Genomic DNA, 25,675 nt, shown 5'->3' on the forward strand with positions numbered 1-25,675 from the left:
CGACGCCGACCTCGCCACCGGCCACCGCCCCGGGGTGACCATGGCCGCCTGAACCACGACCCTGCCGGACCGAACCAGCACCAGACCACACCCCCGATCGGGCCAAGCTCCACCCTCAGCCAGGTGCTGGTCATCGAGCCCGCCGTGTCGCGAACGCACTCGACCGCCAGCTCGTCGATTGGGCACGAGCTGGCCGGCCGGACCATCCGTCGCGCCCTCGGCATGTTCCGAGCCGCGCGACGTGGTGAGTTCGTGCTCGATGGTCTGCTCGAGGACCGGGCGCTGGCGCTGAGCAGTTGTACCGACGCTCGAAAATAGCCGCGTACCAGCTTCGTTGCTATGGTTGGTCGATGTTTGCGACATGGGACGTAGAGCGGCCGGCACCGGCTGAGCCCGCCCATGTCATCTCGGGATTGGCACTGCTGGCGCTGGAGCTCGCGCAGACCGCCCGGGGAATTCGTGGCTTGGACGTCCTGCGCCGAAGCGTCGACCGCGCGCCGCCGGGTAGCCGGTAATACCTCGACTTTCCCCCGTGCCCTCGTCGGCACATCGGACACGTGGCGCCACCCGCATGCCGGGTATGCGCCACGGTGGCGCACGCTCAAGGACCGACATGAACCCTCAGGCAAGCAAACCGCACACCACGATTCCGGCCGATGCCCTGGCTCGCATCGAGAAGGAACTGAACGACGCCGAGATCAGCCGCCAGCGACAGTTGGACGAGTTGGATCCGGCCGAGGGCGGCGAGGTCACTGCCGCCACCGTGCATCGGGCGACGGTCGAGCGCATCCTCATCGAGATCCGCGCCGCTCAGGTGCGCCTGGCTGATGGCACGTTCGGTGTGTGCGAACGCTGCGACGCGAGCATCCCGGTGGAGCGCCTCGAGCTGCGCCCGTGGACGACGGTGTGCGTGGGCTGCGCGGACAGATAGGCCGTACGTGGGCCGCGACGTCCTCGCAGCCGGTCAGTCCGGCGCGTCGGCTTCGAGGACGGCGACGAGGCGCTGCATGGTGGCCAGCGCGGCGCGCAGGTCGTCGAGGTCGAACTGGGAGCCGATGCGATCAGCCCACGGATGCTGCACGAGCGCGATGCGCCGGATGGCCCAGTACCCCGCTTCGGTGCAGGTCAACAGCTTGGCGCGGCGGTGTGCCGGGTTAGGGGTGTACTCGGCGAGCCCGTGCTGGACGAGCAGATCGGCGACGCGCCGGACCCCCTGGCGGGACATCCCCATGACTCGCCCGATGTCGGCGAGAGTTCGCGGCTGGTCCAGCACGCCGCCCAGGACTTGCCACCAGGCCGCGGTGATGCCGCCGGCCGCGGCCATCTCCTGCGCGGCGTCCATCAGCCGGGCATTGAGCCGGAACGTCGTGAGCGCGATGTCGGTGATCGCCTCGCCCGCCGGTGTTTCCGGTGGCGGCTGCGGCCACTGCGCGCGAGGCGGAACATCGTGATCCGGTGTGGGCGCCTCGGTGGTCATGCTGCTCCGGAGGCCTGGACCAAGGCGGGGTACGCGCTCGGGTCGCCGCGGTGGAACACGCCTTCGTACGCCTCGAGGACCGACTCCGGCGCCAGTCCCAGCCGGCTCAGCGTCGCGCGAGCGAACTGGACCGGGGAGTCGGGCCCGGCGGTGACGAGGTCGCCGTCGACGACCGCCCGTTCGTCGACGTAGTGCTGCGCACCCCGGTAGCCGGTGGCCATGAGGTACTCGGCAGCTGCGCTGGTATGACGGCGGTCGTCGAGCAGCCCGGCCCGGGCGAGCCCGGCCGTGGCGCCGCAGATGGCGGCGACGGGGACGCCGGCATCGAGGAATCGGGCAGCAGTCGCGGCGACGGCGTGCCCGCCGCCCATGTCCCAGGTCTCGGCGCCGGCGAGGACGAGTAGGCCGCTCTCCGCCGGATCGAGATCGGCGAGCAGCATGTCGGGCAGCATGCGGATGCCGCCCATGGTCGTGATGGGATCGCTGGTCTCGGCGACCGTGACGATGCTCCACGGGGTGCCGGTGAACCGCCCGGTGCGAAGTTCGACGAGCAGATGCCCGATCTCCCAGTCGGCGAGTGTGTCGTAGAGGACGACGTGTGCGGTGCTAGGCAACATGGAAACATGTTGTCATGAAGGAAATATGTTGTCAATGCTCGGGAGTGTGCCGCGTGGCGCGCCCGTTCCCCGGTCGGGACGCGCCACGCGAGTCGTGGGGAGTGGAGTCAGCTCACCGGCGCGCCCAGCCGCGCTCACCCTCGGTGAGCCCGCCCCAGATGCCGTACCGCTCCGGCTGGGACGTCGCTGCCTCCCGGCATTGCCGGGCGACGGGGCAGCCCAGACAGACGTCCTTGGCCATCTGCTCGCGGGCGCGCAGCGTTCGCCCACGGCCTTCGGGGTAGAAGAGGTCGGTGTCCATGCCTCGGCATGCGGCGTGAGCGCGCCACGCGTCGGGTGTGTCGAACCAATCCTCTGCGTACGTGTTCATCGTCTCGGCCAACGCAGTCATGCGGCCAGTTCCCCCTTCGCCCGTGTGTCTCGGGGTCGGATCAGGTCCCTTTGATCACCAAGACACGGACAGGGGGCGGCTATGACGCGGCCGAGCAAGAAATTTCGCAGCGACTTTCGCTAGGCGTCTGACCTCAGGGAACGTAGCGGAACAGCTGGTTGAATCCGCCGTGGAGGGGATAGAGGATCAGCTGGCCGTCCGGGTCGACGTGCTGGACGTCGAGACCGTGGCCGGGAACCATGACGCTGGCGATCCGCTGGAATCCCGCAGCCGACGGATCGACGCGCCACTGCTGGCTCGAACTACCGTCACAGGGGGCCAGCTGGACCGGGGTCAGGGGCGCGACGGCGTCGAGGCAGGTGTCCGCGGTCTCGTACCGGATGGTCCCGTCGCCGGGCACGTTCCAGCCGCGAGCAGCGGACGACGAGCAGTCACCAGCGCGCAACTCACCGCCAATGGGCCCGACGCACCTGACACCGCCCTCGGTCTCGCTGCCGTCGAGGTCGATCTCGAGCCGGCCATCGAACACGACGCTCAGCTCGGCCGGATCACTGGTGACGGTGCCGAGTTCGTTGGTGAACACCGCTCGATAAAGCGCGCCGCTGTCGTCGACGCCCACGCCGGAGACGGTGAGCGACGCCTCGGAGCCGGTTCCGCCCTCGCTACCGGGCACGGTGGTCCACGGTCCGTCGAGCGACGGGGCGCTCTCCCAATGCCAGGCGGCCTTGGGATTGGCCGAGGCGACGGCGGTGAAGGTGGCGTCGTCGCCGTCGGTGACCTCGGTGTCGGCCGGATGCTCGGTGACCTGCGGCGCAAACCGGACGCGCAGCTTGGCCGGCTTGCTGGTGGAGGTGCCGGTCTCGTTGGTGAACACCGCGCGGTACTCGTAGCGGTGGTAGCTCGCCGGAACGTCGCTGATCTCGATCGACGTACTGGTCGTCTGCTTGGACGGGCCGGCACTGGTCCCGGAGCCCTCGTCCTTGGTGGTCGAACGCTTCGTGTCGGTCCACTCTCCGCCGGGCTTACGGACCTGCCACGACGCGGTGAGCTGCTCGGGCTTGCCGACGGCCTCAGCGGTGAAGGTGGCCTTGCCGCCCTCGTCGACCTCGACGTCGCCGGGCTGGACGGTGATCTCCGGTTTGAACCGGACCGAGACCACGGCCGGCTTGGTGGCGACCGTGCCCGCCGGGTTCGTGGCGAGGACCCGGTAAGCGCGACCGTCGTCCTCGGGCTTGACGCGCGGAATCACCAGGGTGGCCGACGTGGCGCCCTTGATGTCGACCCAGTCGCTTTCCGCCGGTGGCGTGGGCGGCTTGGTGGGCTCGTTGGTGGCGCTGGACGACGGCGTGGGCGACTGGGTGACCGAAGCCGTCGGGGTCGGCGTGTTCGTCGGTGTCGGGGTGCCCGTGGGTGTCGGAGTGTCCGTGGGTGTCGGCGTGTTCGTCGGCGACGGGGTGTTCGTCGGCGACGGCGTGGTGCTGGGTGTGGGCAGCAGCGACTCCGGTAGCAGGGAGTCCGGTTGCAGGAACGAGTCCGGCGACCACGCGGCGAAGTGCACCTGCGATTCCTGCGATTTCTGCGACGACACCGCCGTCGAGGTCGAGGTGTCGGGAGCAGGGTCGGCGTACTGCCACTGCAACTGCGGCGGCGGGTTGCCCGAGATGCTGACGGTGAGCGTCACGCCACTACCGGCCACGACCACCGGATTGGACGGCGGCTGGGCGTCGATGCTCGGCGGTTGCTCGTCGTTCGGGGGCTGCGGGGGCGTCGGCGTGTCGGACGGGCTCGGGTCGGGGTCGTCCGGCGGCGACTGCGAAGGCGTGGGCTCGTCGGACGGGTCGCTCGGCTGGTCCGGCTCGTCGGGCTCGGACTGGTCGGGCCCGGACCCGTCCGGCTGGTCGGGATCGTCCGGTTGGTCGGGATCGTCCGGCTGGTCCGGCTCGGAGTCCGGGGCCGACGGTTCGTCGGGTTCGGGGTCCGGCTCGACGTCGGGTGGGACGCCGGGCTCGTCCGGCTCGCTCGTCTCGGAGGTTTCGCTCGGAATCGCCTGTGGTGAGTCGTCCGGCTCGTCGCTGTTGACGGCGACATACGCCGTTGCGATGAGGATGCCGGCAGCGGCGACGCCGGCCCCGGTGGCGGCGAGCTGCTTCGCGCGCCGGCCCCAGGACGACGGCGACAGGAAGGCCAGAACGCCGCCGCCCGCCGCTCCGGCGGCACCGGCCGCGGCAGCGGTCGCCGCGGCCGAGGCCGGCAGCAGCAGTGCGGGCCACAGGACGCCCCGGATGTCCGAGACCAGCAGGAGCAGTTCGTCGCGTCGCTCGCGGCAGTGGGCACACTGCGCGAGGTGCGCGCTCATCTCGCGGGTGTCGTGAGAGGACAGGGTGCCACGGACGTACGAGGCCACCTTGGGCGCGTACGAGCGGCATTCCGGCTGGACCTCGGTAGCGAGGTTGACCGCGAGGTAGGCCTGCCGGAGTCCTTCGCGGGCACGGTAGGCCAGCGCGGCCACGGCGTTGGGTGAACTGCCCAGCGCCGGGGCCAAAGACGCGGCCGAACGTCCCTCGATCTCGGTGTGCCAGAGCACCTGCTGCCAGCGTTCGGGCAGAGTCTCGAAGGCCTGGCGCACCAGCTGGCGGTTCGTGGCGCGACCCATCGGGTCGTCGGTACGCGGAAGGACCTCGAGCGCGGCCGGATCGGCCGGGGAACCGTCACGCTCGGAGCTGCGGTGGCGGTCGATCGCCAGACGGCGTACGACGGTGCGCAGGTACGGCGTGAGCTCGCTGTCCGGGCCGCCGCCCTCGCGTAGCCGGGTCAGAACCCGGGTGAATGCTTCGGCGACGATGTCTTGGGCTTCGTCGCTGTTGTTCGTGATGATCCGCGCGACCTTGGTCGCGTCGTCGACATGACGCCGGTACAGCTCGTCATAGGCGTCCATGTCGCCCGCGCGCGTACGCGCGATGAGCTCTCGCTCGTCCCCCGAAGCGTCTGGTGGCATCGTCACTGGCGCTCTCTTCTGTCCCCTTGGGCCGCTCAGTCCAGGTGCCCCGTCCCTGTGTGGCGGCTACTGGGCGTCCCGGTGACATGATCGAGACTAGCCTGCTCGTGCAATTGCGTCACGAGTTTCGGCAAGTGCGACCGGACATCCGGGACGGCGAAGACGTCCACCTGTACCTGTGCGGTGCACAGTTCATCGCTTTCGAACGCCTTCGTCAAGGCGTGCCGCTCCACGCGGGCCCGGGCGTCGTCGGGCACCAGCGCGACCGCCATGGTGGTGCCGACCTGGCTCAGTGTGGCTTCCGGGCGCACCCGGTCGCGCAAGGCCGATGCGACCTGCATCACGTGGGCGATCCGCAGCCATGGACCTGCGGCGGCCGGCCAGCGCACGACGATCAGGACCAGCGCCGCGGGCGCATCACCGGCCAGCCGGTCCAGCTCGTGCACCCGGCCATAGAGGTAGCCGGCCGTGTGCAGGCCGGACAGCGGGTCGACACCCGGCGAGCCACGTTCGGCGGCCACCGCGTCGACCCAGGCATCGACCAGGCAGTGGCGCGCTCGGCTGCGCGAGACCGGAGCCGAGCCGGTCGATTCGAGCAGGTTCCACAGGTCGTCGATGTCGTCCAGCGCGCACGTGAGGTCCGGACAGGCCGCGGCGCGTTCCCAGGCGTAGACGGCCAGGGCGTGCTTGACGGCGTCGGGGTCCGGTTCGGCGGCCCGCAGCGCCCCGAGGACGGATTCGACGCCTGGAGACGCCACCGCATCCGCAGCGCCGTTCGCGCCGTGCGGATCTGACGGCCGCAACAACCGGGCCCACGCCGGGCGGGCCGGCTCGTCTTGTCCGTGGCAATCCCTCATGCTCGAAAAACTCCAGTTTCGTCCTGATGCGCCTTCAGGCCCATGCGTATACCACGACGAGGGACCGGCCGGATCATGACGCCGACCCGGCGAATCGGGCTGAGATCGTGCGTGGCCTGCCCGAATGGTCAGCAATGATGTGCCAGGCTGATCCTTGTGCTGGAACGTCTGCAGGGTGTGGTGCAACGGCTGAAAGAAGCGCGCCTGCGCGCCTCGAGCGACGCCGAGGCCGACGAGATCACCACGACACCGGCACCGCCGGCGCCGTCCACGCCGTCGGGCGAATCCGAGCCACAACCCGTCCCGCCGGCTCCACCCAGCGTGCCCGCGTTGCCACCCGAGCGCCCGCACCCCGTTCCGCAAGTCGTTCGCGACGCTGCCGACTGGAGCTGGCGGCTGCTCATCATCGCCGCGGCCGTCGGCGGGGCCGGCTGGCTGGCGTGGGAGCTCAAGGTCGTCATCTTCCCGTTGGTCGCGGCGATGCTGCTCGCGGCCGGGCTGCACCCGCTCGTCCGCCGGCTGCGCAACTTCGGCTGGCGGCGGGGACCGGCGGCGGTGACGGTCTTCGTCGGGTTCATCGTCGTCGTCGCCGGCTCGTTGACGTTCGTCGGCAACGCGGTCGGCGACCAGTTCAACGACGTGGTCGATCAGGCCGAGGAAGGCCTGCAGGAGATCCGTGACTGGCTGGCCGGCCCGCCGTTCCGCATCGACGAGGTCCAGCTCAACGACTGGATCGACCGAGTCGTCGCCTTGGTGCAGGACAACGATGCGGTGACCGAGCAGGCGGCCACGGCGGCGACGGTGGCTGTCGAGATCGTCGTCGGCCTGGTGTTGACCCTGTTCGCCTTGCTCTTCTTCCTCTACGACGGCGACCGGATCTGGGCGTGGCTGGTCAACGTGCTGCCGAGGCGGGCGCGGACGCGAGCGGCTTCGGCCGGCGAGGTCGCCTGGGCCACGTTGGCGCAGTACATCCGCGGCATCGTGCTGGTGGCGCTGTTCGACGCGATCGCCATCACGATCTTGCTGCTCATCTTGCGCGTGCCGCTGGCGGTGCCGCTCGGCGTGCTGATCTTCTTCGGCGCCTTCGTCCCCCTGGTGGGTGCGTTCGTGACCGGTGCGGTCGCGATGCTGGTCGCGCTGGTGACGCAGGGCCTGATCACCGCGATCGTGGTGCTGGCCGGCATGGTGGCCGTGCAGCAGATCGAGGGCAACGTGTTCCAGCCGTTGATCCTGGGCAAGATGGTGCGGGTGCACCCGCTCGCCGTGGTGGTGGCCGTGTCGATCGGCACGCTGGCCGGCGGCATCATCGGCGCGGTGATCGCGGTGCCGATCGTCGCGGTGGTCAACACGGTGGCGCGGCACTTGGCGTCGGCGCCGGCACGGTGATCCAGGACGCCGGGCTCACTCGCCGGGCGGCGGGTCGACCAGCTCCCGGATCGCGGTGGCCATGTCCGCAGCTGACGGCGCCGCGTCGCGATCGATCAGCCACTGCATGACCAGGCCGTTGATCAGTGCCAGCACGAGCGAGCCGACGCGTCGTGCGGTGGCGTCGTCGACATCGTCTCGGTCCAACGCCAACGAGGCGAGCTCGCGCCGAGCGTCGGTGTAAGTCTCGGCGAACTGTTCGCGCAGTTCGGGCACGTATTCGAACTGGGCAAAAGCGTGCACGCTGGCCACGGCGAGTGGCCGGTTGTTCTGCACCCCTTCGATGACCGCGGCCAGGAAAGCCTCGAGCCGGTCGAGAGGCGTGTCTCCGGTCCTGGCGGCGAGTGCCTTCTCGACCTCACCGTCCCAATCGTTGAACGAGTCGAGCACAGCCGCGTTGAGCAGGGCGTCTTTGGAGCCGAAGTGGTAGCCGATCGAACCCAGATTGGTGCCGGACTCCGCCACGATGTCGCGCGCGGTGATGTGCCCGAAGCCCTTGGTGGCCAGCAGCCGCTTGGCGCCGGCGAGTAGATCCTCCCGGTGTCCCATGCGCTCCAGGGTAGCCCGCGAGCCATACGTTCGTCTTACACAAATGTACTAGACAAGCGTTTAAGACGCTCGTACCATCGCAGCCATGACGAACACATCTACGGCTGCGGGCCGTAAGGAATGGGTCGGGCTGGCCGTGCTCGCCCTGCCGGCCCTGCTCGCTTCCATGGACCTGTCCGTGCTTTTCATGGCGGCGCCGTGGCTCAGCGCGGATCTCGAACCCAGCGGCACCCAACTGCTGTGGATCATGGACATCTACGGCTTCCTCATGGCCGGGCTGTTGATCACGATGGGCACCCTGGGTGACCGCATCGGGCGGCGGCGATTGCTGTTGACCGGATCGGTCGCCTTCGGCGCGGCGTCGGTCCTGGCCGCGTACGCCACGAGCCCGGAGATGCTGATCGCCGCTCGCGCCCTGCTCGGCATCGGCGGCGCCACCCTGGCGCCGTCCACGTTGTCGCTGATCCGCAACATGTTCCACGACCCTGACCAACGGCGTGCGGCCATCGGTGTGTGGACCATGGCGTTCACCGGAGGTGTCGCCGTCGGCCCGATCATCGGCGGCTTGCTGTTGGAGAACTTCTGGTGGGGATCGGTGTTCCTGATCAACCTCCCGGTGATGGCGTTGCTACTGATCGTGGGCCCGTTGCTGCTGCCGGAGTCGAAGGATGCCCAGGCCGGCCGGCTCGACCCGGTCAGCGTGGCGCTGTCGCTGGCCGCCGTTCTGCCGGTGATCTACGGGATCAAGCAGATCGCTGAACATGTCGGTGTCACGACGCCGGCGGTCGGCACGATCGTCGCCGGTGTCGCCATGGGCGCGCTGTTCATCCGCCGTCAGCGCACGTTGCCCACGCCGTTGATCGACGTACAGCTGTTCCGTCGAGCGGCGTTCAGTGTGGCCACCGGCTCGAACGCCATCCTCATCTTCGCCAGTGCCGGTATGGGGGTCATCGCCGTGCAGTACATCCAGATCGTGCTCGGCATGAGTCCGTTCACCGCCGCGGTGGCGATGCTGCCGACCGTCGCCGGCACCGTCGTCGGAATCGCCACGGCGAACATCGTCGTGCGCTGGATCCGCCCCGGCTTCGTCGTCGCGGCTGGCGTGCTGACCGCCTCGATCGGTTTCGCGATGGTCGCGCTGATGGTGGAGGCCGACTCAGCTGTCGCCGTCGTCATCTCCTGCTACACCGTGATGGTCCTGGGAATCGGCATGGCGGTGAGCCTGGTCGTCGACCTGATCATGGGCTCGGCCCCGCCCGAACGATCGGGCTCGGCTGCGGCGATCTCCGAGACCGGCGCGGAATTCGGCGGTGCCCTGGGCATCGCCGTGCTGGGCAGCGTCGCCACTGCGGTGTATCGAGACGACCTGGGCGGCGTCGTCGCTGACGGATTGTCCGGGGCGGCGGCCGACGCGGCTGGTGGGAGCCTCGGGGGCGCTGTCGCCGTGGCTGAATCGCTGCCCGAACAAGCAGCGGGGCCGCTGCTTCAGGCGGCGTTTCACGCCTATGTGAACGGCTTCAACGTCTCTGCTGCCGTGGGCGCCGGGTTGCTCGCCGGGATGGCCGTCGTGGCGGCGATCCTCCTGCGTGGCGTACGTACCGCGGGCTCCGGCGAGGCGAGCGCGGCCGTGCCGGAGCCGGCGAACGACGGGATCAGCCGGCCGTGAGGCGTTCGAGGACGTCGTCGTGCAGCCGGCCGTTGGTCGCGAGCGCGTCGCCACCCAGTGGGCCGGGGTTGCCGCGCAGATCGGTGAAGCGGCCGCCGGCCTCTTCGACGACCACCACGAGCGCGGCCATGTCGTGCAGAGCGAGCTGCGGCTCGGTCGCGATGTCGACAGCACCGTCGGCCAGCAGCATGTACGACCAGAAGTCGCCGTAAGCACGGGTGCGCTGGCATGCCTGGATGACGTCGAGGAACGCCGGCAACATGCCCCGTTCCTCCCAGCCGGACAGATCGGAGTACGACAGCGACGCCTCCTCGATGCTGCTCACCTCGGAGACCCGGCACCGCGTGGCTGACGACAGGGAGCGACCGGTCCAGGCGCCGGTGCCCCGCGCGGCCCACCACCGCCGGCCCAACGCGGGCGCGGACACGACCCCGGCCACCACTTCGTCATCGACCATCAGCCCGATCAGCGTCGCCCACACCGGGACGCCGCGCATGAAGTTCCGGGTGCCGTCGATCGGGTCGATGACCCAGCGACGTGAGCTGTAGCCCTCGGTGCCGAACTCCTCACCGACGATGGAGTCGCGGGGACGTGCACGCGACAGGGTCCGGCGAATCGCCTCTTCGGTCGCCTTGTCGGCGTCGGTGACGGGGGAGCCGTCGGCTTTGCCTTCGATCCGCAGATCGTCGGCCCGAAAGCGCGACGTGGTCTGCGAGTCCGCATCGTCGGCGAGAACGTGCGCGAACCGGAGGTCGTCGTCATAGGCCACGGTTGGTCAACCTACACGGTCCGGCGGGGTTGGCGGTCACACGCCGCCGAGCGCCTCGGCATCAGTCGCCGGCCTGACGCTCACGGCTGGCCAGCAGCCGTCGGTACGAGCCGACCCGGTCCGGGTCGAGGCGCGCGTCGGCCAGCGCGGTGTCGAGCGCGCACTCGGGCTCGGTCTCGCCGTGCGTGCAGCCCCGCGGGCATGCGTCGGTCTCGGCGGCCAGGTCCGGAAAGGCGAGAATGAGCCGGGACGGGTCCACGTGCGCGAGACCGAACGACCTGATGCCCGGCGTGTCGATGACCCACCCGCCGTCCGGCAACGGCAGCGCGACGGCGTTCGTGGAGGTGTGCCGGCCGCGCCCGGTGACGACGTTCACCTCGCCGATGGCGCGGTCAGCGCCCGGCACCAGGGCGTTGACCAGGGTCGACTTGCCCACGCCGGAATGCCCTACCAGCACCGTCGTCCGATCGCGCACATGCTCACGCAGCCTCGCCAGCTCGCGTTCGGAAGTGGCATGGTGGCCGATCACGACCGTGGGGATGTCGAGGGGGGCATAACTGGCGAGCAACGGCGTCGGATCGGCCAGGTCCGACTTGGTCACGCACAACAGCGGGTCGACCCCGGCGTCGAAGGCGGCAACCAGGCAGCGATCCACCAAGCGGGGTCGTGGCTCGGGGTCGGCGACGGCGGTCACGATCATCATCTGCTCGGCGTTGGCGACGATGACCCGCTCGACGGCGTCATCGTCGTCGGCGGTACGCCGCAACACGGTGGCGCGCTGCTCGACGCGCACGATGCGCGCCAGAGTGCCTTCACGTCCACTCACGTCACCCACCAAGCCCACGCGGTCGCCGACGACCACCGCTTTGCGGCCCAGCTCGCGCGCGGTCATGGCGGTGACGGTCCGGCCGTCCACGACGCAGGTGTAGCGGCCGCGATCGACCGCGACGACCAGGCCGGGCTCGGCGTCGGCGTGTGCCGGGCGGAGCTTGCTGCGCGGGCGGGAACCACGCCCAGGGCGGACTTTGACGTCACGCTCGTCGTACGACGTCGCGGCCCGCCGTGCCATCACGCCGGGCGCTCCGAGGTGACGATGCGTGACCACAGGCTGGGGAAGTCCGGCAAGGTCTTGGCGGTGGTGGCGATGTCCTCGACCTCGACGCCCGGCACCACGAGCCCCAGCACGGCGCCGGCCTGGGCCATCCGGTGATCGGCGTAGGAATGGAACACCCCGCCGTGCATCGGGCGGGGCCGGATGACGAGCCCGTCGTCGGTCTCGGTGACGTCGCCGCCGAGGCCGTTGATCTCTGCTGCCAGCGCGGCCAGCCGGTCGGTCTCGTGCCCACGCAGGTGCGCGATGCCGCGCAGGTGCGACGGACCGTCGGCCAGCGCCGCCACCGCCGCCAGGACCGGCGTGAGCTCGCCGACGTCGTGCAGGTCGGCGTCGATGCCTCGCACGCTCCCGGTGCCCTGTACGGTCAGGCCGTTGGCATCGAGACGACACGACCCGCCCTGTCGAGTGAGCAGGTCGCGCAGCGCGTCGCCCGGCTGGGTGGTGGCGCCCGGCCAGTCGGGAATGTGCACCCGACCCTCGGTCAGGAGCGCTGCGGCCAGGAACGGCGCGGCGTTGGACAGGTCCGGTTCGATCACGGCGTCGAGCGGCTGGATCGGGCCCGGCTCGACCCGCCACGTGTTCGCGACGTCGTCGTCGACGTCCACCCCGCAGTCGCGGAGCATGCCGACGGTCATGTCGATGTGGGGCAGCGACGGAACCGGTGTGCCGTCGTGGTGCACCGTGATGCCCTTGTCGTACCGGGCACCGGCGAGCAGCAGCCCGCTGACGAACTGCGAGGACGCCGAGGCGTCGATGGTGACCGAACCGCCCGGCACGCTACCGGTGCCGTCAACGGTGAACGGCAGTGCGGCGCGTCCGTCGTCGTGGACGCCCACCCCGAGCGTGCGCAACGCGTCGATGACCGTGCCCATAGGGCGAACCCGCGCGGGCGGGTCGCCGTCGAATCGAACCTCACCGGCGGCCAGGGCGGCGACCGGAGGTACGAACCGCATCACAGTTCCGGCCAGGCCACACTCGACGGCGGTGTCTCCGCGGATCGGGCCGGGCGTGACCACCCAGCCGTCGTCGGTGTCGTCGATGCGGGCCCCGAGGCTCTGCAGCGCCTGGCGCATCAGCGTGGTGTCGCGTGCGGTGAGCGGGTGGCGCAGCCGCGACGGCCCGGACGCCAGCGCGGCGAGCACGAGGGCCCGATTGGTCAGTGATTTGGACCCGGGCACGCGCACCGTGGCGGTGATCGGCCCGGAGGCGAGCGGGGCGGCCCACAGCGGGGCAGTGGTGTCGGTCATCGTGCTGACCAGCCTAGCTGCGGCGCCGCGCCCGTCGCCGTCGGTCGGGTGAGCGTGGTCGGCTCACTCGTCCTCGACCCAGTCGAAGGTCTTGGTGACCGCCTTCTTCCACGTGCGGTACTGCTTCTCGCGGACTTCCTCGTCCATCCGCGGGTCCCACTGCTTGTCTTGCGCCCAGTTGTTGCGGATGTCGTCCTCGCCTTCCCAGAATCCGACTGCGAGCCCGGCGGCGTAAGCCGCGCCCAGCGCGGTGGTTTCGGCTACGACCGGCCGGATGGCCGGAACGCCCAGGATGTCGGCCTGGAACTGCATCAGCAGGTCGTTGGCGACCATGCCGCCGTCGACCTTCAACGACTTCAGCGCCACGCCGGAGTCGGCGTTCATGGCGTCGATGACCTCGCGGGACTGGAACGCGGTCGCCTCGAGGACGGCGCGGGCCAGGTGCCCCTTGTTGACGTACCTCGTCAGGCCCACGATGGCGCCGCGGGCATCGGAGCGCCAGTACGGGGCGAACAGGCCGGAGAACGCGGGCACGAAGTACGCGCCACCGTTGTCGTCGACGCTGGCCGCCAGCGTCTCGATCTCCGGCGCAGACGAGATGATGCCGAGATTGTCCCGCAGCCACTGCACGAGCGAGCCCGTCACGGCGATGGAGCCCTCGAGCGCGTACACGGTGTCGTTGTCGCCGATCTTGTAGCACACCGTCGTGAGCAGGCCGTTCTCGCTCATCACCTTCTCGGTGCCGGTGTTGAGCAGGACGAAGTTGCCGGTGCCGTACGTGTTCTTGGCCTCACCGGGCGACAGGCAGGCCTGCCCGAACGTGGCGGCCTGCTGGTCGCCGAGGATGCCGGCCAGCGGCAGCCCGGCGAACGCTCCGCGTTCCCGGACGTTGCCGTAGACCTCCGACGACGAGCGGATCTCGGGCAGCATGGACATCGGGATGCCCATGTCGGCGGCGTTCTGCTCGTTCCACGACAGGGTGTCGAGATCCATCAGCAGGGTGCGCGAGGCGTTGGTCGGATCGGTGTAATGCAACCCGCCGTCCGGCCCGCCGGTGGCGTTCCACAGCACCCAGGTGTCGATGTTGCCGAACAGCAGGTCGCCGGCCTCTGCCTTGGCGCGTGCGCCGTCGACGTTGTCGAGGATCCACTTCACCTTGGGGCCGGAGAAGTAGGTCGCCAGTGGTAGGCCGGTGGTGGCACGGTAGCGGTCGGGCCCGCCGTCGCGAGCGAGCTCGTTGACGATCCGGTCGGTGCGGGTGTCCTGCCAGACGATGGCGTTGTACACCGGTTTGCCGGTGGTCCGGTCCCACACCACCGCCGTCTCACGCTGGTTGGTGATGCCGACCGCGGCGACGTCGGAGCTGACGAGGTCGCCCTTGGCCAGTGCGCCGGCGCAGACCTCGCGAGTATTGCGCCAGATCTCTTCGGGGTCGTGTTCGACCCAGCCGGCTTGCGGAAAGATTTGCTCGTGCTCGCGCTGGTCGACCGAGACGACACCACCGGAGTGGTCGAAGATCATGCATCGAGTGGACGTCGTTCCCTGGTCGATCGCGGCTACGTACTGGCTCATGCGTGCTCCTCACGTCGTCGAGAGGTGACGGTGCCTACCACTGCCAACAGTACGACCCGAGAAGGAGCACCGGGAGTAGCCGATGGAACTGGAAATCAACAGGGATAAACGACGAAAGATTTTCCATCGTTCGGGTACCCCCCAAAGGATCGCCGCGCGACTATGGTGATTGTTCTCACAAGGTGTGCTGCGGGCCGGGTGTTGCGCAGAACGCCTCGTGTATTGCTCCGGCATGTCCAAGGAGGTCCGGATGTCCGACGACATTTCTCCACTGGCTGTACGGAAGGGAAGCGGGCTCAAGAGTAGGGGCGGACTCTGGGGCGAGTGTGTGGCCGAACTCCTCGGCACTTTCGTCCTCATCGCATTCGGTTGTGGTTCTGTTGCGATGGCGGTGGCGGCGCTGCCCGGCTCCGGTCGTACGGAAGGCCCGACGACGTTCTTTCTCGGCTCGGGGGACTGGCTCCTCATTGCCTGGGGTTGGGCGTTCGCTGTGGCGATGGGTGTCTATGTAGCCGGTGGCGTCAGCGGCGCTCACATCAACCCAGCGGTGACTCTCGCCTTCGCCATCCGCCGCGGATTCCCGTGGCCGAAGGTGCTGCCGTACATGGTCTCCCAACTGATCGGGGCATTCCTGGGAGCCGCGCTGGTCTACCTTGTCTACCGCGATGCGATCTCGGCGTTCGAGCAAGCCAGCGACCCGCCGGGGCACAACATCCCGAGCTTCTCCATCTTCGCGACGTTCCCTGCGCCGTACTTCGACGGCAGCGTCTGGGGCCCGCTCATCGACCAGATCGTGGGTACCGGCTTCCTGGTCATGCTCATCGCAGCGTTGATCGACCTGCGGAACAGGGGCGTCCTGGCCAACCTGGGCCCGCTGGTCATCGGTCTGGCCGTCGGAGCCATCGGCATCTCGTTCGGCGCCAACGCCGGATATGCCATCAACCCGGCCCGTGACTTCGGCCCGCGGCTCTTCACCTGGGTCGCCGGTTGGGGTGATCTGGCGATGCCGGGCGACGGCGACTGGTTCAGCAACTACTTCTGGATTCCCATCGTCGGTCCGCTGATCGGCGGTGTCATCGGGGTGTTGATCTACGACCTGTTCATCAGCGACATCCTGCACGCTCGTAACACGTTGGCCGAGGCAGCCGCAGAGGAGGCGCCGCCCGGCCCGGCCGAGAAAGAGGTGTGAGGCTCTCACCCGACGGCGCTGTCGCTCCGAACGGTCGATGCAGGGTGGCCGATCAGGGCAGCGCCGGCCCGGGTGAGCGGGTAGCGTGAGTCGTGTGTGCGGCGGTTCGCGGAATCCGACCTCCGCGTGCCGAGACCGTCCGGCAGAGCTGGCGAGGAGGCGTGATCGACGTGAGCGTGCAGGCCAGGCCCGGCGAGCCCAGCGGTCGACTGAGTCCGGAGTCTCGGCGCGAGGCTTGGAACCGGCTCGGCTCGGAGTACTTCGATGTCGTGGTGATCGGTGGCGGGGTCGTCGGTACCGGCTCGGCGCTGGACGCTGTGACGCGCGGGCTGCGAGTCGCGCTGGTCGAGGCGCGTGACTTCGCCGCTGGCACCTCGAGCCGGTCCAGCAAGCTCTTCCACGGCGGGTTGAGGTATCTGGAACAGTTCGAGTTCGGGCTGGTCCGCGAGGCGCTGCGAGAGCGCGAGCTGATGCTCACGCGCTTGGCGCCGCACCTGGTCAAGCCCGTCAGCTTCCTGTACCCGCTGGTCCACCGGTTCTGGGAACGTCCCTATACCGCCACCGGCCTGCTGCTGTACGACACCATGGGCGGGGCGAAGTCGGTCCCGGGGCAGAAGCACCTGACTCGCTCGGGGGCGTTGCGGCTGTTCCCGGCCATGCGCCACGACGCTTTGGTCGGCGGCGTCCGATACTTCGACGCGATGTCCGACGACGCCCGGCACACGCTGACCGTGGCCCGAACGGCCGCGCACTACGGCGCCGTGGTGCGTTCGTCCACGCAGGTCGTGGGGTTTCTGCGCGAGGCAGACCGGATCAGCGGGGTCCAGATTCGCGACGTCGAGACCGGCGAGCAGCAAGACGTCGAATGCGACGTCGTCGTCAACGCGACGGGCGTGTGGACCGACGAGCTGCAGCACCTGGCCGGCACGCGCGGGCGGTTCCGGGTACGTGCGAGCAAGGGCGTACACATCGTCGTCCCGCGCGACCGGATCAACGCCGAGACCGGCCTGATCCTGCGCACCGAGAAGTCGGTGCTGTTCGTCATCCCCTGGCGCAGTCATTGGATCATCGGCACCACCGACACCGACTGGAACCTCGATCTCGCCCACCCCGCGGCCACGCGTGCCGACATCGACTACATCCTCGACCACATCAACTCGGTCCTGATGACGCCGCTGACCCATGACGACATCGAGGGCGTGTACGCGGGCCTGCGACCGCTGCTGGCCGGAGAGAGCGACGACACGTCGAAGCTGTCGCGTGAGCACGCCGTCGGCCGCCCGGCGCCGGGCATGGTCGCCATCGCCGGCGGCAAGTACACGACGTACCGCGTGATGGCCGCTGACGCCATCAATGCCGCGGCGCAGGACATTCGTGGCCGTATCGCGCCGTCCATCACCGACCGCGTGCCCCTGCTGGGCGCCGACGGTTACCACGCGCTGGTCAATCAGGCCGACCGGCTGGGTGAGGTGCACGGCCTGCATCCGTACCGGGTGCGTCATCTGCTCGACCGGTACGGCTCGTTGGTCCACGAGGTGTTGGCGCTGGCCGTCGACCGTCCGGACCTGCTCGAGCCGATCCCGGCGGCGCCGGACTACCTGAAGGTCGAGGTCGTCTACGGCGTCACGCACGAGGGTGCGTTGCACCTCACCGATCTGCTCACCCGGCGTACGCGGATCTCCATCGAATACCCGCACCGGGGCACCGAGTGCGCGCGTGCGGTCGCCGAGCTCATGGCCGGGCCGCTGGGCTGGGACGATGCGACCATCGCCCGCGAGGTCGAGATCTACAACGAACGCGTCGCGGCCGAACGCGACTCGCAGACCAAACCGGACGACCAGGCCGCTGACGAGATCCGCTCGGCGGCCCCGGAGTCTCGCCCCCTGGTCGACGAACCCGTTGCAGCCAAATGATCATGTTCACCACCCAATTGCCTAGACCACTAGGCGTGTATGGGTGGTGATGCGCCAGAACGCCTCGTGATGCACCCGGCCGACCATGCCGGCCATGCCGGCCGACCATCCCGGCCGACCATCCCGGCCGACCAGATTTCTCCATACCGGTCGGTATACTGATGTGACGCCAAGGCCGGGTTCACGAGGAGGCGCCGATGCCACGCACCGCGACGGCTCTGACGCCGGCGGGTGAACGCATCCTGCAAGCCGCCGGCGACCTGTTCTACACGCACGGCATCCGTGCCGTCGGCGTCGAGACCATCGCCGAGACGGCCGGCGTGACCAAGAAGACCCTCTACGACCGGTTCGGCTCGAAGGACGCCCTGGTCGCGATGTACCTGCAGCGCCGCTCTGATCGCTGGCGAGACTTCGTCACCGCCCATCTCGAGCAGCGTGCCGCGCTACCTGCGACCGAGCGGATTCTCGCGGTGTTCGACGCACTGGATGAGTGGAGCCGGGCGTCCAGCCGGGGCTGCGCCTTCGTCAACGCCTTCGCCGAGATCGGCGGCACCGGTCATCCGGGTGTCGACATCATCCGGGACGAGAAGGCGTGGACGCTGGCGCTGTACCAGGGCCTGCTCGAGGAGGCCGGCGCCGAGGCCGAACACGCGGCCCGCCTCGGTCTGCGCCTCACTGTGCTGCACGAGGGCGCGCTGGTGATGGTGACCGCCGGTGATCAGCCCGACGCCATCGCCCACGCTCGGGCCACCGCGGAATCGATGCTCGCCGAGGCGCTGCCGGCCGCGGGCAGTCGGACGTGACCGGCGGCGTCGGATCGACGGCGGAACAGACCCGGGCCGCCTGCGCTGACCTCGCCCAACGGCTGGGCGTCCACCCCTCCGACGTGGTGGTCGTCCGGGTCGAGGAGGTCACCTGGCGCGACGGCAGTCTGGGCTGCCCGCAGCCGGGCATGGCCTACCCGCAAGTTCTCACTCCGGGCCACCGATTCGTCCTGGAACATGCCGGTCGCCGCTACGAGTACCACTCCGGCGGGCGCCGCGGTCCGTTTCTGTGCGCGAGTCAGCCGCTCTAGTGCACGCGATGCGACAGCGCCGAGATGTCGCTGCGCGCCTTGCCTGCGCGGACCTTCGCCGCACGCTTGGCGGACTTGCCGGTGCGACGCGCATCGCGCGCGGCCCGGCGGGCCCGCCACGACACGCCGGGCTTGCCCTCGGTGTCGACACTGGCCAGCAGGAGGCCACCGGCCATACCGGCGTTCTTCATGGCCTGGATGCGCTGCGTCTTGCGTTCAGCAGGATCCTCGGCCTCCCAGAACGGATGCCCGGCCAGTGTGGTCGGCACCAGCGACGCGAGGAGGGCGAGCGAGGCGAGGCGCGGGAACTTTCCGGTGGCCAGGGCCAGTCCGGCACCCAACTGCACACCGGCGTTGATGCGCACGAGAGTCTTCGGGTCGGTGGGCATCGACGGTATTCGGCGCTCGAGAGTGGGGCCGAAGCGTTCGGCGAACTCCGTGGCGACCGGAAGCACGGGCTCCGGGTCGCGCAGGTTGTTCGCACCCTGAACAACGAAGATCGTTGCCAGCATCGGTCGGGCGATCAGTCGGACCAGGCTCATGACTCCTGCCTACCATGAAAATCGACCGAACCGATGGGTGACCGGCCGAGTTCTGCGTCAGAGCGCGGCGTGGTGCGAGGATGAAGTCATGTGCGGACGATATGTCGTGAGCCAGACGGTGGACGACCTGGTTGACGAGTTCGACGTCGAGCACGTCGAGGTACGTGAGCGCCTGGAGCCGGACTGGAACGTCGCCCCGAGCAAGCAGGTGTACGGCGTGCTGACCCGCCGCCGGCGCGACGAGCCCGACGCGCAACCGCAACGGCGCCTACGCACCTTGAAATGGGGCTTGGTGCCCTCGTGGGCTGACGACCCCGCCATCGGGAACCGCCTGATCAACGCCCGAGTCGAGACGGCGGCCCAGAAGCCGTCGTTCCGGCGTGCCTTCGCCAAGCGCCGGTGCCTGCTGCCGGCGGACGGGTTCTACGAATGGCGGGGCGAAACCAAGGGCAAGAAGCAGCCGTTCTTCATCCACCCCCGGGACGGGATGCTGGCCATGGCCGGGCTGTACGAGATCTGGCGCGACCCGTCCCGGCCCGAGGACGATCCCGACGCGTTCTTGTGGTCGGCGGTGATCCTCACCACCGATGCCACCGACGACGTGGGCCAGATCCATCCCCGGATGCCGATGCTGGTCGACCCCGGCAAATGGTCGGACTGGCTCGATCCCGACCACACCGACACCGACGAGCTGACGGCGATGCTGTCGCCGGCGACGCCGGGCACGCTGGCGGCCTACCCGGTGTCCACGGAGGTGAATCGCGTCGCCAACAACGGGCCGCACCTTCTGGACCCGGTGACACTGTGACGACCTACACCACCGTGGCCACGCCGGTCGGCGACGCGCGGCTGTGGGTGGACGACGCCGAGCGGCCGTGGGCCCGGTGCGTGCTGGGGCACGGCGCGGGCGGCGGCCCTGACGCCAGAGATCTCAGCGCCCTGGCACGGCGGCTGCCGAGTGCCGGCGTGAGCGTGATCCGGGTCGAGCAGCCGTGGCGGCTGGCCGGACGCAAGGTCGCACCCCGCCCACCCGTTCTGGACGAAGCCTGGGTCGCTGCACTGGAAGAGATCCCCGGCGACGTGCCCCTGGTGGTCGGCGGGCGCAGCGCCGGGGCGCGGGTGGCCTGCCGGACGGGCGCGGCCACCGGCGCCGTCGGTGTGGTGGCGTTGTCGTTCCCGCTGCATCCGCCCGGCAAGCCCGAGCGCTCCCGCCAGGACGAGCTGCTCGGCGCCGCCGCGGTACTGCCGTGCCTGGTGGTTCAGGGCGAGCGCGACACGTTCGGCCGGCCCGAGGAGTTCCCGGCCGGTGGGTACGAGCTGGTGCGAGTTCCGGGCGCCGACCACGGCATGAAGGTGGGGAAGGGTCACGACCACCAGGAAGCGATGACCACCGTGGTCGATGCGGTCGAGACGTTCCTGTCCGGCGTCATCACCCGGGCGGCGGGATAGCCCGTTGGATAGCCCTCGGGAGGTCCGCCTCGGGCACCGTCCACGGCGCCGTGTCACAGCCGCACGGGCTGTCTCGTCTTCGGTAGTGAGAACCGAGGACGAAACCTACCGAGGGGTGATGGGCTGTGCGCGTGTTCGTAGCAGGCGGGACCGGTGTGGTCGGACGGCGACTGGTGCGGCTGCTCGTCGATCGAGGTCATCAGGTGACCGCGACCACGACGAGCCCCGCGAAGCTGGACATGTTGGCGCAATCCGGCGCTGAGGCGGTCGTGATGGACGGGCTCGACGCGGTGTCGGTGGGCGAGGCGGTGGCCGGCGCCCGGCCGGACGTGATCGTCCACCAGATGACCGCGATCGCGGGTGCGCCGGACCTGAAGCACATGGACCGTTGGTTCGCCAGGACGAACCGGCTGCGCACCGAGGGGACCGACCACCTGATGGCCGCGGCTGAAGGCATCGGGGGAGCGCACATCGTCGCGCAGAGTTACGCCGGGTGGAACGGCATCCGCACCGGCGGCTGGGTGAAGACGGAAGACGATCCCCTCGACCGGCATGCGGGTACCCCGGCGCAACCGGTCATGGATGCCGTCCGGCACGTCGAGGACACCGTCGTCAAGGCCGACGGTGCCGTGGTGCGCTATGGCTGGCTCTACGGCCCCGGCGTCCTGGACGACCTGGTCGCCCCGCTGCGGAAGCGACAGTTTCCGCTGGTGGGTTCTGGTGCGGGTCACACTTCGTGGGTTCATCTGGACGACGCGGCCAACGCGACGGCGCTGGTGGTCGAACAGCTCGCCTCCGGGGTGTTCAACATCGTGGACGACGAGCCGGCCGCGGCCCGCGAGTGGCTGCCGTACCTGGCCGCGTGCGCCGGTGCGAAGCCGCCGATGCGCGTGCCGGCCTGGTTGGCCCGGCCATTGGCGGGACAGGTCGCCGTGGCCGTGATGACCGAAGGGCGCGGGTTCTCCAACGCCAAGGCCAAGCGGGAGCTGGGCTGGCAGTTGCGCTACCCCTCGTGGCGCCAGGGCTTCGCGGCAGTGCTGACATGACCCGCACGGAGGAATTCGAGGCGGTTCGGTCGTTGCTGTTCTCCATCGCCTACCGGATTCTCGGCAGTGTGAGCGAGGCCGAGGACGCGGTGCAAGAGACGTGGCTGAGGTATGAGACCTCGACGACGCGGCCGGTGTCGCCCAAGGCGTTCCTGTCCGCGACGGTGACCCGCATCTCGATCGATGTGCTGCGCTCCGCACGAGCGCGACGGGAGGAGTACGTCGGGAACTGGTTTCCCGAGCCGTTGCTCACCGACCCGTACGACGATCCGGCCCGGGCGGCCGAGCTGGCCGACTCGCTGTCGACGGCGTCCCTGCTCCTGCTCGAGCGGCTCAGCCCGCTGGAGCGGGCGGTGTTCGTGCTGCGTGAGGTGTTCGGGTTCGGCTTCGCCGACGTCGCGTCGGCCGTGGGTCGTTCGGAGGCGGCGTGCCGCCAGCTTTCGGTGCGGGCCAAGCAGCACATGGAGGCCGGGCGGCCCCGGTTCGAGGCGGACCGCCGCGAGCGAGAACGACTGGCGGCGCGCTTCTACGCAGCCATGCGGTCAGGTGACGTCGACGGCCTGCGCGCGTTGCTCGCTGCCGACGTGCAGATGGTCGGTGACAGCGGTGGGAAGGCGCCACAATGGGGCACCGGCGTGTTCGGCGCGCCGAACGTCGCCCGCGTGCTCGCCGCGACGGTCCCGTACCTCATGGAGGTCGGCGCGGTCGTGGAGGAGGGCCTGGTGAACGGGCAACCGGGCGCGGTGTTCCGCGACCGGGACGGCCGGGTGGTCAACACCATGGCACTGGACATCGCGGATGGGCAGATCCAGACGATCCGGGCGGTGATCAACCCGGACAAGCTCGCCCACCTGGGACCGGTGGCCGACGCTTGGGCGGTGCTCCGCGATGCGACGCGGGCGCGAGGAATGCGTTGACGCCGCGCGGTGTTGACATGTGGGTAAGCCGCCGTGGGGCCTACGCGACCCACGGCGCATCGCAGTCAACTGCTGGGAGGCTCGACGCATCGTGGGTGGTAGTAGCGCTGCGTGCTTGGAACGCCCGTCGTTGTCCTTGGCTGAACCGGAGGGAGGGCAAGCATGGAACCCGCTGGCACCGGTACCATCGGAGGTAATGGTTGACCAGGAGAGCGACGAAGAGCGCACCGAGCGTTTCGAACGCGATGCGCTCCCGTTCCTCGACCAGCTCTACTCCGCCGCGCTTCGGATGACCCGAAACTCCAGCGATGCCGAAGACTTGGTCCAGGAGACCTTCGCCAAGGCCTACGCTTCGTTCCACCAGTTCAAGGAGGGGACGAACCTCAAGGCCTGGCTGTACCGAATCCTGACCAACACCTTCATCAACACCTATCGCAAGAAGCAGCGCGAGCCGCAGCAGAGCGCCGCGGAAGACATCGAGGACTGGCAGATGGCGCGGGCCGAGGCGCACATGTCCACGGGTCTGCGCTCGGCCGAGGCTGAAGCTCTGGCGCACCTGCCCGACTCCGATGTCAAGAGCGCGCTACAGGAGATCCCCGAAGAGTTCCGCATCGCAGTGTACCTGGCCGACGTCGAGGGTTTCCCGTACAAGGAGATCGCCGAGATCATGGGGACGCCCATCGGTACGGTGATGTCCAGGCTGCACCGTGGGCGCCGACAGCTTCGGGAACTGCTCGAGGACTACGCCCGCGAGCGTGGCCTCGTGCCGAAGGTCACTCAGGAGGTCGGGCGATGAGCTGCGACGACAACGACGTCGACTGCGCTGAGGTCCTGGACCGCGTGTACGCGTTTCTCGATCACGAGCTCGGCGAGGATCGCTCGCTGACGTATACCGAGATCCGCGCCCACTTGGACGAATGCAGCCCGTGCATGTCCACCTACGACATCGAGCGAGTCATCCGCGAGGCTGTGGCCCGCTCGTGTGGGTGTGAGCACGCCCCCGACGAACTGCGTAGCAAGATCCGTGCCCGGATCCGCGAAGTCCGGGTCCAGATCTCCCAGACTCCGTGACCCCGTACGACGGCCCCGGTCCGAATCGCTCGGACCGGGGCCGTCGTACGTTCTGGGCGGACAGCCTCAGGTGTTGGGGCGCTTGCCGTGGTTCGCCTTGTTCTTGCGGCGACCCTTGCGCTTACGTGCTCGCTTACCCATGGTGAGCTGCTCCTTGTCCGTCGATGTCACCTACGTGGACGTGGGCCGAGGTCGTCAGTCGTGGGGTGCGTGGCACTCATACGACGGCGCGGGGAGGCGGCTGCTCGCTCTCGACGTCGACGTCCGGTTCCATTCTCGCACGACCAGGCGGCGCGGGTTCCTCAGGACCGGCGGGTACCGCGGCGCGGACCGGACGAGCCGGGCTGATCATTCGCCGAACCATACCGGTGGCCAGAACCGTCGCGGCGCCGGCTGCCACCGCGACGTCGCCTGGGCTGACCACTTCTGGGCTCGGCGGGAACGCCACCGGGATGTTCTTGCCCAGCCACGGCAAGGTTGTGGAGTCGTCGGCGATCGTGACGCGCCCGGACGTCGGCTCGGTGAGCTGCGCTCCGGCGCGCGCCTGCGCGGTCGTCGAGATCGGCATGGCGCCGTTGAGCAGGATCACCAAGGCGTTGAGCCCCAGCCCGAACGCGATGAGTCGCGCCCCGTGCCGTCGCCGGTTCAGCCAGGCGTAAAAGGCCAGCACGGCCCAGAACGCGGCCGTCGAGCCCGCGAGAAGCGGCTGCCAGGCCCAACTGCCCGCGACTCCCAGGACATAGAGACCCAGCGCGGTGAGGATCAGCCGGCTGCGTATCGGCGGAGCGTCGCGGAGGTGGCGAAGGCGTCCGCCGCTCACGTAGCCGGCGACCACGCCGACAGCGAGCGCAAGCAGAACCAGGACCACGACTATCATCCTGACCCCGACCTCGGCGATCACGTAGCCGCCACGCCCGGCCGAGGCCGACGAGGCCTGGATTCGCGGCGTTGCGTGGTGAAATGCTCCAGGAGGCATCGAGAGGAGAGGGCACGTGGCCGAGTTGGTGTCCGCAGAGATGGTGGCGAACGTGCACTCCGTGGAGGTTTCCGCGGGCCAGCGGGTCGATGCCGGCGCCACGTTGGTCGTTCTCGAGTCGATGAAGATGGAGATCCCGGTGCTCAGTGAGGCCGACGGCGTCGTCGCCGAGATTCGTGTGGCTCCCGGAGACGTCGTTCAAGAAGGTGACGTCCTGGTGGTCCTCGGATGAGCGGGCTGGCTGCGGGGCTGTGGGCGCGCCGCCGCCACCCGGTGACCGACGCCGACACCGCGACCGCGCTCGGCTCCGGTGACGTCGCCGTGCTGGCCACGCCGCGGCTGCTGGCGTGGATGGAGGCGGCGACGACGGCGGCGATCGCCGACGAGCTCACCCCCGGCCGGACCACGGTCGGTACCCGGGTCGAGGTGGATCATCTGGCCGCCAGCCCCGTGGGCGCGGTGGTGTGGGTCCGGGCCGATCTGCTCGCCGTCGACGGGCGCGCGCTGACCTTCGCCGTGACGGCCGAGGACGGCTCGGGCCGCCGCGTGGGCGAGGGTCGGGTGGTGCGCGCGATCGTCGACCGGGAGCGGTTCCTCGATCGGGCCGCTCAACTGCTGTAGGGGTGGCTGGGCAGGTCTGGCGACCACTCGTCGGTGGGGTCGAGCGGCGCCGAGTGTGTGGTCGGTCGCTCGAGCTCGATCCTGCGGATCAGGGTCAGGACCGCGGCTACGGCGACGATCACCAGGGTTGCGATGAACAGGTCCATGGCAGAAAGTCTGCTGCAGCTCACTTCCTGCCAACAGTGGCAGGAAGGACT

Annotated in this window: 30 protein-coding genes; 17 read left to right on the forward strand and 13 right to left on the reverse strand. The window is 69.4% G+C overall.

Annotation, left to right across the window (positions count from 1 at the left end; genetic code table 11):
• The 3 genes from M6444_RS07155 to M6444_RS07165 all read left to right on the forward strand — a co-directional run.
• On the forward strand, positions 1 to 318 hold a 318-nt coding region (locus M6444_RS07155), incomplete at its 5' end, for a hypothetical protein (protein WP_298324851.1).
• A gap of 32 nt (positions 319 to 350) precedes the next feature.
• The gene (locus M6444_RS07160) at positions 351 to 515 is read left to right on the forward strand and encodes a hypothetical protein (RefSeq protein ID WP_298324853.1); all 165 of its coding nucleotides are present in this window, start codon (positions 351 to 353) and stop codon (positions 513 to 515) included.
• Positions 516 to 613: 98 nt separating this feature from the next.
• Positions 614 to 931 (forward strand): TraR/DksA C4-type zinc finger protein, encoded by a 318-nt coding sequence (locus M6444_RS07165; protein ID WP_298324856.1) that lies wholly within the window; start codon positions 614 to 616, stop codon positions 929 to 931.
• A 33-nt stretch (positions 932 to 964) separates the two neighbouring features.
• Here the strand turns inward: M6444_RS07165 and M6444_RS07170 are convergent, their stop codons facing one another.
• From M6444_RS07170 to M6444_RS07190, 5 genes are all read right to left on the reverse strand, one after another.
• On the reverse strand, positions 965 to 1,477 hold the full coding sequence (locus M6444_RS07170) for a MarR family transcriptional regulator (protein WP_298324859.1): 513 nt from the start codon (positions 1,475 to 1,477) through the stop codon (positions 965 to 967).
• Positions 1,474 to 2,094: a DJ-1/PfpI family protein gene (locus M6444_RS07175; protein ID WP_298324862.1), complete on the reverse strand. Its 621-nt coding sequence runs from the start codon at positions 2,092 to 2,094 to the stop codon at positions 1,474 to 1,476. The genes M6444_RS07170 and M6444_RS07175 overlap by 4 nt, the downstream gene beginning before the upstream one ends.
• 112 nt (positions 2,095 to 2,206) lie before the next feature.
• Positions 2,207 to 2,485 (reverse strand): WhiB family transcriptional regulator, encoded by a 279-nt coding sequence (locus M6444_RS07180; RefSeq protein WP_298324865.1) that lies wholly within the window; start codon positions 2,483 to 2,485, stop codon positions 2,207 to 2,209.
• Positions 2,486 to 2,618: 133 nt separating this feature from the next.
• Entirely contained in the window at positions 2,619 to 5,480 is a 2,862-nt protein-coding gene (locus M6444_RS07185) for a sigma-70 family RNA polymerase sigma factor (RefSeq protein ID WP_298324961.1), read from the reverse strand.
• 35 nt (positions 5,481 to 5,515) lie between these two features.
• Entirely contained in the window at positions 5,516 to 6,337 is an 822-nt protein-coding gene (locus M6444_RS07190) for a hypothetical protein (RefSeq protein WP_298324868.1), read from the reverse strand.
• Between the two features lie 156 nt (positions 6,338 to 6,493).
• On the opposite strand from M6444_RS07190, the gene M6444_RS07195 reads away from it, so the two are divergent.
• Positions 6,494 to 7,723 (forward strand): AI-2E family transporter, encoded by a 1,230-nt coding sequence (locus M6444_RS07195; protein ID WP_298324871.1) that lies wholly within the window; start codon positions 6,494 to 6,496, stop codon positions 7,721 to 7,723.
• A gap of 15 nt (positions 7,724 to 7,738) precedes the next feature.
• Here M6444_RS07195 and M6444_RS07200 read toward each other — a convergent pair whose 3' ends face one another.
• The gene (locus M6444_RS07200) at positions 7,739 to 8,311 is read right to left on the reverse strand and encodes a TetR/AcrR family transcriptional regulator (RefSeq protein WP_298324874.1); all 573 of its coding nucleotides are present in this window, start codon (positions 8,309 to 8,311) and stop codon (positions 7,739 to 7,741) included.
• Positions 8,312 to 8,396: 85 nt separating this feature from the next.
• Here M6444_RS07200 and M6444_RS07205 point away from each other — a divergent pair, with 85 nt between their 5' ends.
• Positions 8,397 to 9,977, forward strand: a complete 1,581-nt coding sequence (locus tag M6444_RS07205) for an MFS transporter (RefSeq protein WP_298324876.1) — start codon at positions 8,397 to 8,399, stop codon at positions 9,975 to 9,977.
• Here M6444_RS07205 and hisN read toward each other — a convergent pair.
• The 4 genes from hisN to glpK form a co-directional block, all read right to left on the reverse strand.
• Complete coding sequence (gene hisN / locus M6444_RS07210; protein WP_298324879.1) at positions 9,964 to 10,746, reverse strand: histidinol-phosphatase; 783 nt, start codon at positions 10,744 to 10,746, stop codon at positions 9,964 to 9,966. The two genes, M6444_RS07205 and hisN, sit on opposite strands and share 14 nt — an antisense overlap.
• Before the next feature lie 61 nt (positions 10,747 to 10,807).
• The gene (rsgA, locus tag M6444_RS07215; RefSeq protein ID WP_298324964.1) at positions 10,808 to 11,815 is read right to left on the reverse strand and encodes a ribosome small subunit-dependent GTPase A; all 1,008 of its coding nucleotides are present in this window, start codon (positions 11,813 to 11,815) and stop codon (positions 10,808 to 10,810) included.
• The gene (gene aroA / locus M6444_RS07220) at positions 11,815 to 13,107 is read right to left on the reverse strand and encodes a 3-phosphoshikimate 1-carboxyvinyltransferase (RefSeq protein ID WP_298324882.1); all 1,293 of its coding nucleotides are present in this window, start codon (positions 13,105 to 13,107) and stop codon (positions 11,815 to 11,817) included. Before aroA ends, rsgA begins: the two co-directional genes overlap by 1 nt.
• Before the next feature lie 63 nt (positions 13,108 to 13,170).
• Complete coding sequence (gene glpK / locus M6444_RS07225) at positions 13,171 to 14,679, reverse strand: glycerol kinase GlpK (RefSeq protein ID WP_298324884.1); 1,509 nt, start codon at positions 14,677 to 14,679, stop codon at positions 13,171 to 13,173.
• Between the two features lie 250 nt (positions 14,680 to 14,929).
• Between glpK and M6444_RS07230 the strand changes: the two genes are divergently transcribed.
• The 4 genes from M6444_RS07230 (at position 14,930) to M6444_RS07245 (ending at position 18,856) form a co-directional block, all read left to right on the forward strand.
• Positions 14,930 to 15,868 carry an MIP family channel protein gene (locus M6444_RS07230; RefSeq protein ID WP_298324887.1) on the forward strand — a complete coding sequence of 313 codons (939 nt, stop codon included), beginning with the start codon at positions 14,930 to 14,932 and terminating at the stop codon, positions 15,866 to 15,868.
• A 170-nt stretch (positions 15,869 to 16,038) separates the two neighbouring features.
• Positions 16,039 to 17,781 (forward strand): glycerol-3-phosphate dehydrogenase/oxidase, encoded by a 1,743-nt coding sequence (locus tag M6444_RS07235; RefSeq protein ID WP_363326273.1) that lies wholly within the window; start codon positions 16,039 to 16,041, stop codon positions 17,779 to 17,781.
• 197 nt (positions 17,782 to 17,978) lie between these two features.
• Complete coding sequence (locus M6444_RS07240; protein WP_298324892.1) at positions 17,979 to 18,584, forward strand: TetR/AcrR family transcriptional regulator; 606 nt, start codon at positions 17,979 to 17,981, stop codon at positions 18,582 to 18,584.
• Positions 18,581 to 18,856 carry a hypothetical protein gene (locus M6444_RS07245; protein WP_298324895.1) on the forward strand — a complete coding sequence of 92 codons (276 nt, stop codon included), beginning with the start codon at positions 18,581 to 18,583 and terminating at the stop codon, positions 18,854 to 18,856. Before M6444_RS07240 ends, M6444_RS07245 begins: the two co-directional genes overlap by 4 nt.
• On the opposite strand, the gene M6444_RS07250 is transcribed toward M6444_RS07245, so the two are convergent.
• The gene (locus tag M6444_RS07250; protein ID WP_298324898.1) at positions 18,853 to 19,398 is read right to left on the reverse strand and encodes a DoxX family protein; all 546 of its coding nucleotides are present in this window, start codon (positions 19,396 to 19,398) and stop codon (positions 18,853 to 18,855) included. The two genes, M6444_RS07245 and M6444_RS07250, sit on opposite strands and share 4 nt — an antisense overlap.
• Before the next feature lie 88 nt (positions 19,399 to 19,486).
• On the opposite strand from M6444_RS07250, the gene M6444_RS07255 reads away from it, so the two are divergent.
• From M6444_RS07255 to rsrA, 6 genes are all read left to right on the forward strand, one after another.
• Positions 19,487 to 20,206 carry an SOS response-associated peptidase gene (locus M6444_RS07255; RefSeq protein WP_298324901.1) on the forward strand — a complete coding sequence of 240 codons (720 nt, stop codon included), beginning with the start codon at positions 19,487 to 19,489 and terminating at the stop codon, positions 20,204 to 20,206.
• Positions 20,203 to 20,847: an alpha/beta family hydrolase gene (locus M6444_RS07260; RefSeq protein WP_298324903.1), complete on the forward strand. Its 645-nt coding sequence runs from the start codon at positions 20,203 to 20,205 to the stop codon at positions 20,845 to 20,847. Before M6444_RS07255 ends, M6444_RS07260 begins: the two co-directional genes overlap by 4 nt.
• A gap of 125 nt (positions 20,848 to 20,972) precedes the next feature.
• Positions 20,973 to 21,893 (forward strand): NAD(P)-dependent oxidoreductase, encoded by a 921-nt coding sequence (locus M6444_RS07265; RefSeq protein ID WP_298324906.1) that lies wholly within the window; start codon positions 20,973 to 20,975, stop codon positions 21,891 to 21,893.
• Positions 21,890 to 22,810, forward strand: a complete 921-nt coding sequence (locus tag M6444_RS07270; protein WP_298324910.1) for an RNA polymerase sigma-70 factor — start codon at positions 21,890 to 21,892, stop codon at positions 22,808 to 22,810. The genes M6444_RS07265 and M6444_RS07270 overlap by 4 nt, the downstream gene beginning before the upstream one ends.
• Positions 22,811 to 23,006: 196 nt before the next feature.
• A complete protein-coding gene (locus M6444_RS07275; RefSeq protein ID WP_298324912.1) occupies positions 23,007 to 23,606 on the forward strand; it encodes a sigma-70 family RNA polymerase sigma factor in 600 nt (199 codons plus the stop codon).
• A complete protein-coding gene (gene rsrA, locus M6444_RS07280) occupies positions 23,603 to 23,881 on the forward strand; it encodes a mycothiol system anti-sigma-R factor (protein ID WP_298324917.1) in 279 nt (92 codons plus the stop codon). The genes M6444_RS07275 and rsrA overlap by 4 nt, the downstream gene beginning before the upstream one ends.
• A 217-nt stretch (positions 23,882 to 24,098) precedes the next feature.
• Here rsrA and M6444_RS07285 read toward each other — a convergent pair whose 3' ends face one another.
• Positions 24,099 to 24,749, reverse strand: coding sequence for a DUF5317 family protein (locus tag M6444_RS07285; protein WP_298324919.1), 651 nt, complete (start codon positions 24,747 to 24,749; stop codon positions 24,099 to 24,101).
• Between the two features lie 124 nt (positions 24,750 to 24,873).
• On the opposite strand from M6444_RS07285, the gene M6444_RS07290 reads away from it, so the two are divergent.
• Both M6444_RS07290 and M6444_RS07295 read left to right on the forward strand, forming a co-directional pair.
• Complete coding sequence (locus M6444_RS07290) at positions 24,874 to 25,089, forward strand: biotin/lipoyl-binding carrier protein (protein WP_298324922.1); 216 nt, start codon at positions 24,874 to 24,876, stop codon at positions 25,087 to 25,089.
• Positions 25,086 to 25,478 (forward strand): hotdog domain-containing protein, encoded by a 393-nt coding sequence (locus M6444_RS07295; RefSeq protein ID WP_298324925.1) that lies wholly within the window; start codon positions 25,086 to 25,088, stop codon positions 25,476 to 25,478. Before M6444_RS07290 ends, M6444_RS07295 begins: the two co-directional genes overlap by 4 nt.
• On the opposite strand, the gene M6444_RS07300 is transcribed toward M6444_RS07295, so the two are convergent.
• Complete coding sequence (locus tag M6444_RS07300) at positions 25,466 to 25,624, reverse strand: hypothetical protein (RefSeq protein WP_298324928.1); 159 nt, start codon at positions 25,622 to 25,624, stop codon at positions 25,466 to 25,468. The two genes, M6444_RS07295 and M6444_RS07300, sit on opposite strands and share 13 nt — an antisense overlap.
• Positions 25,625 to 25,675 lie beyond the last annotated feature (51 nt).

The organism is Haloactinopolyspora sp. (assembly GCF_027324685.1).
Taxonomy (GTDB): domain Bacteria; phylum Actinomycetota; class Actinomycetes; order Jiangellales; family Jiangellaceae; genus Haloactinopolyspora.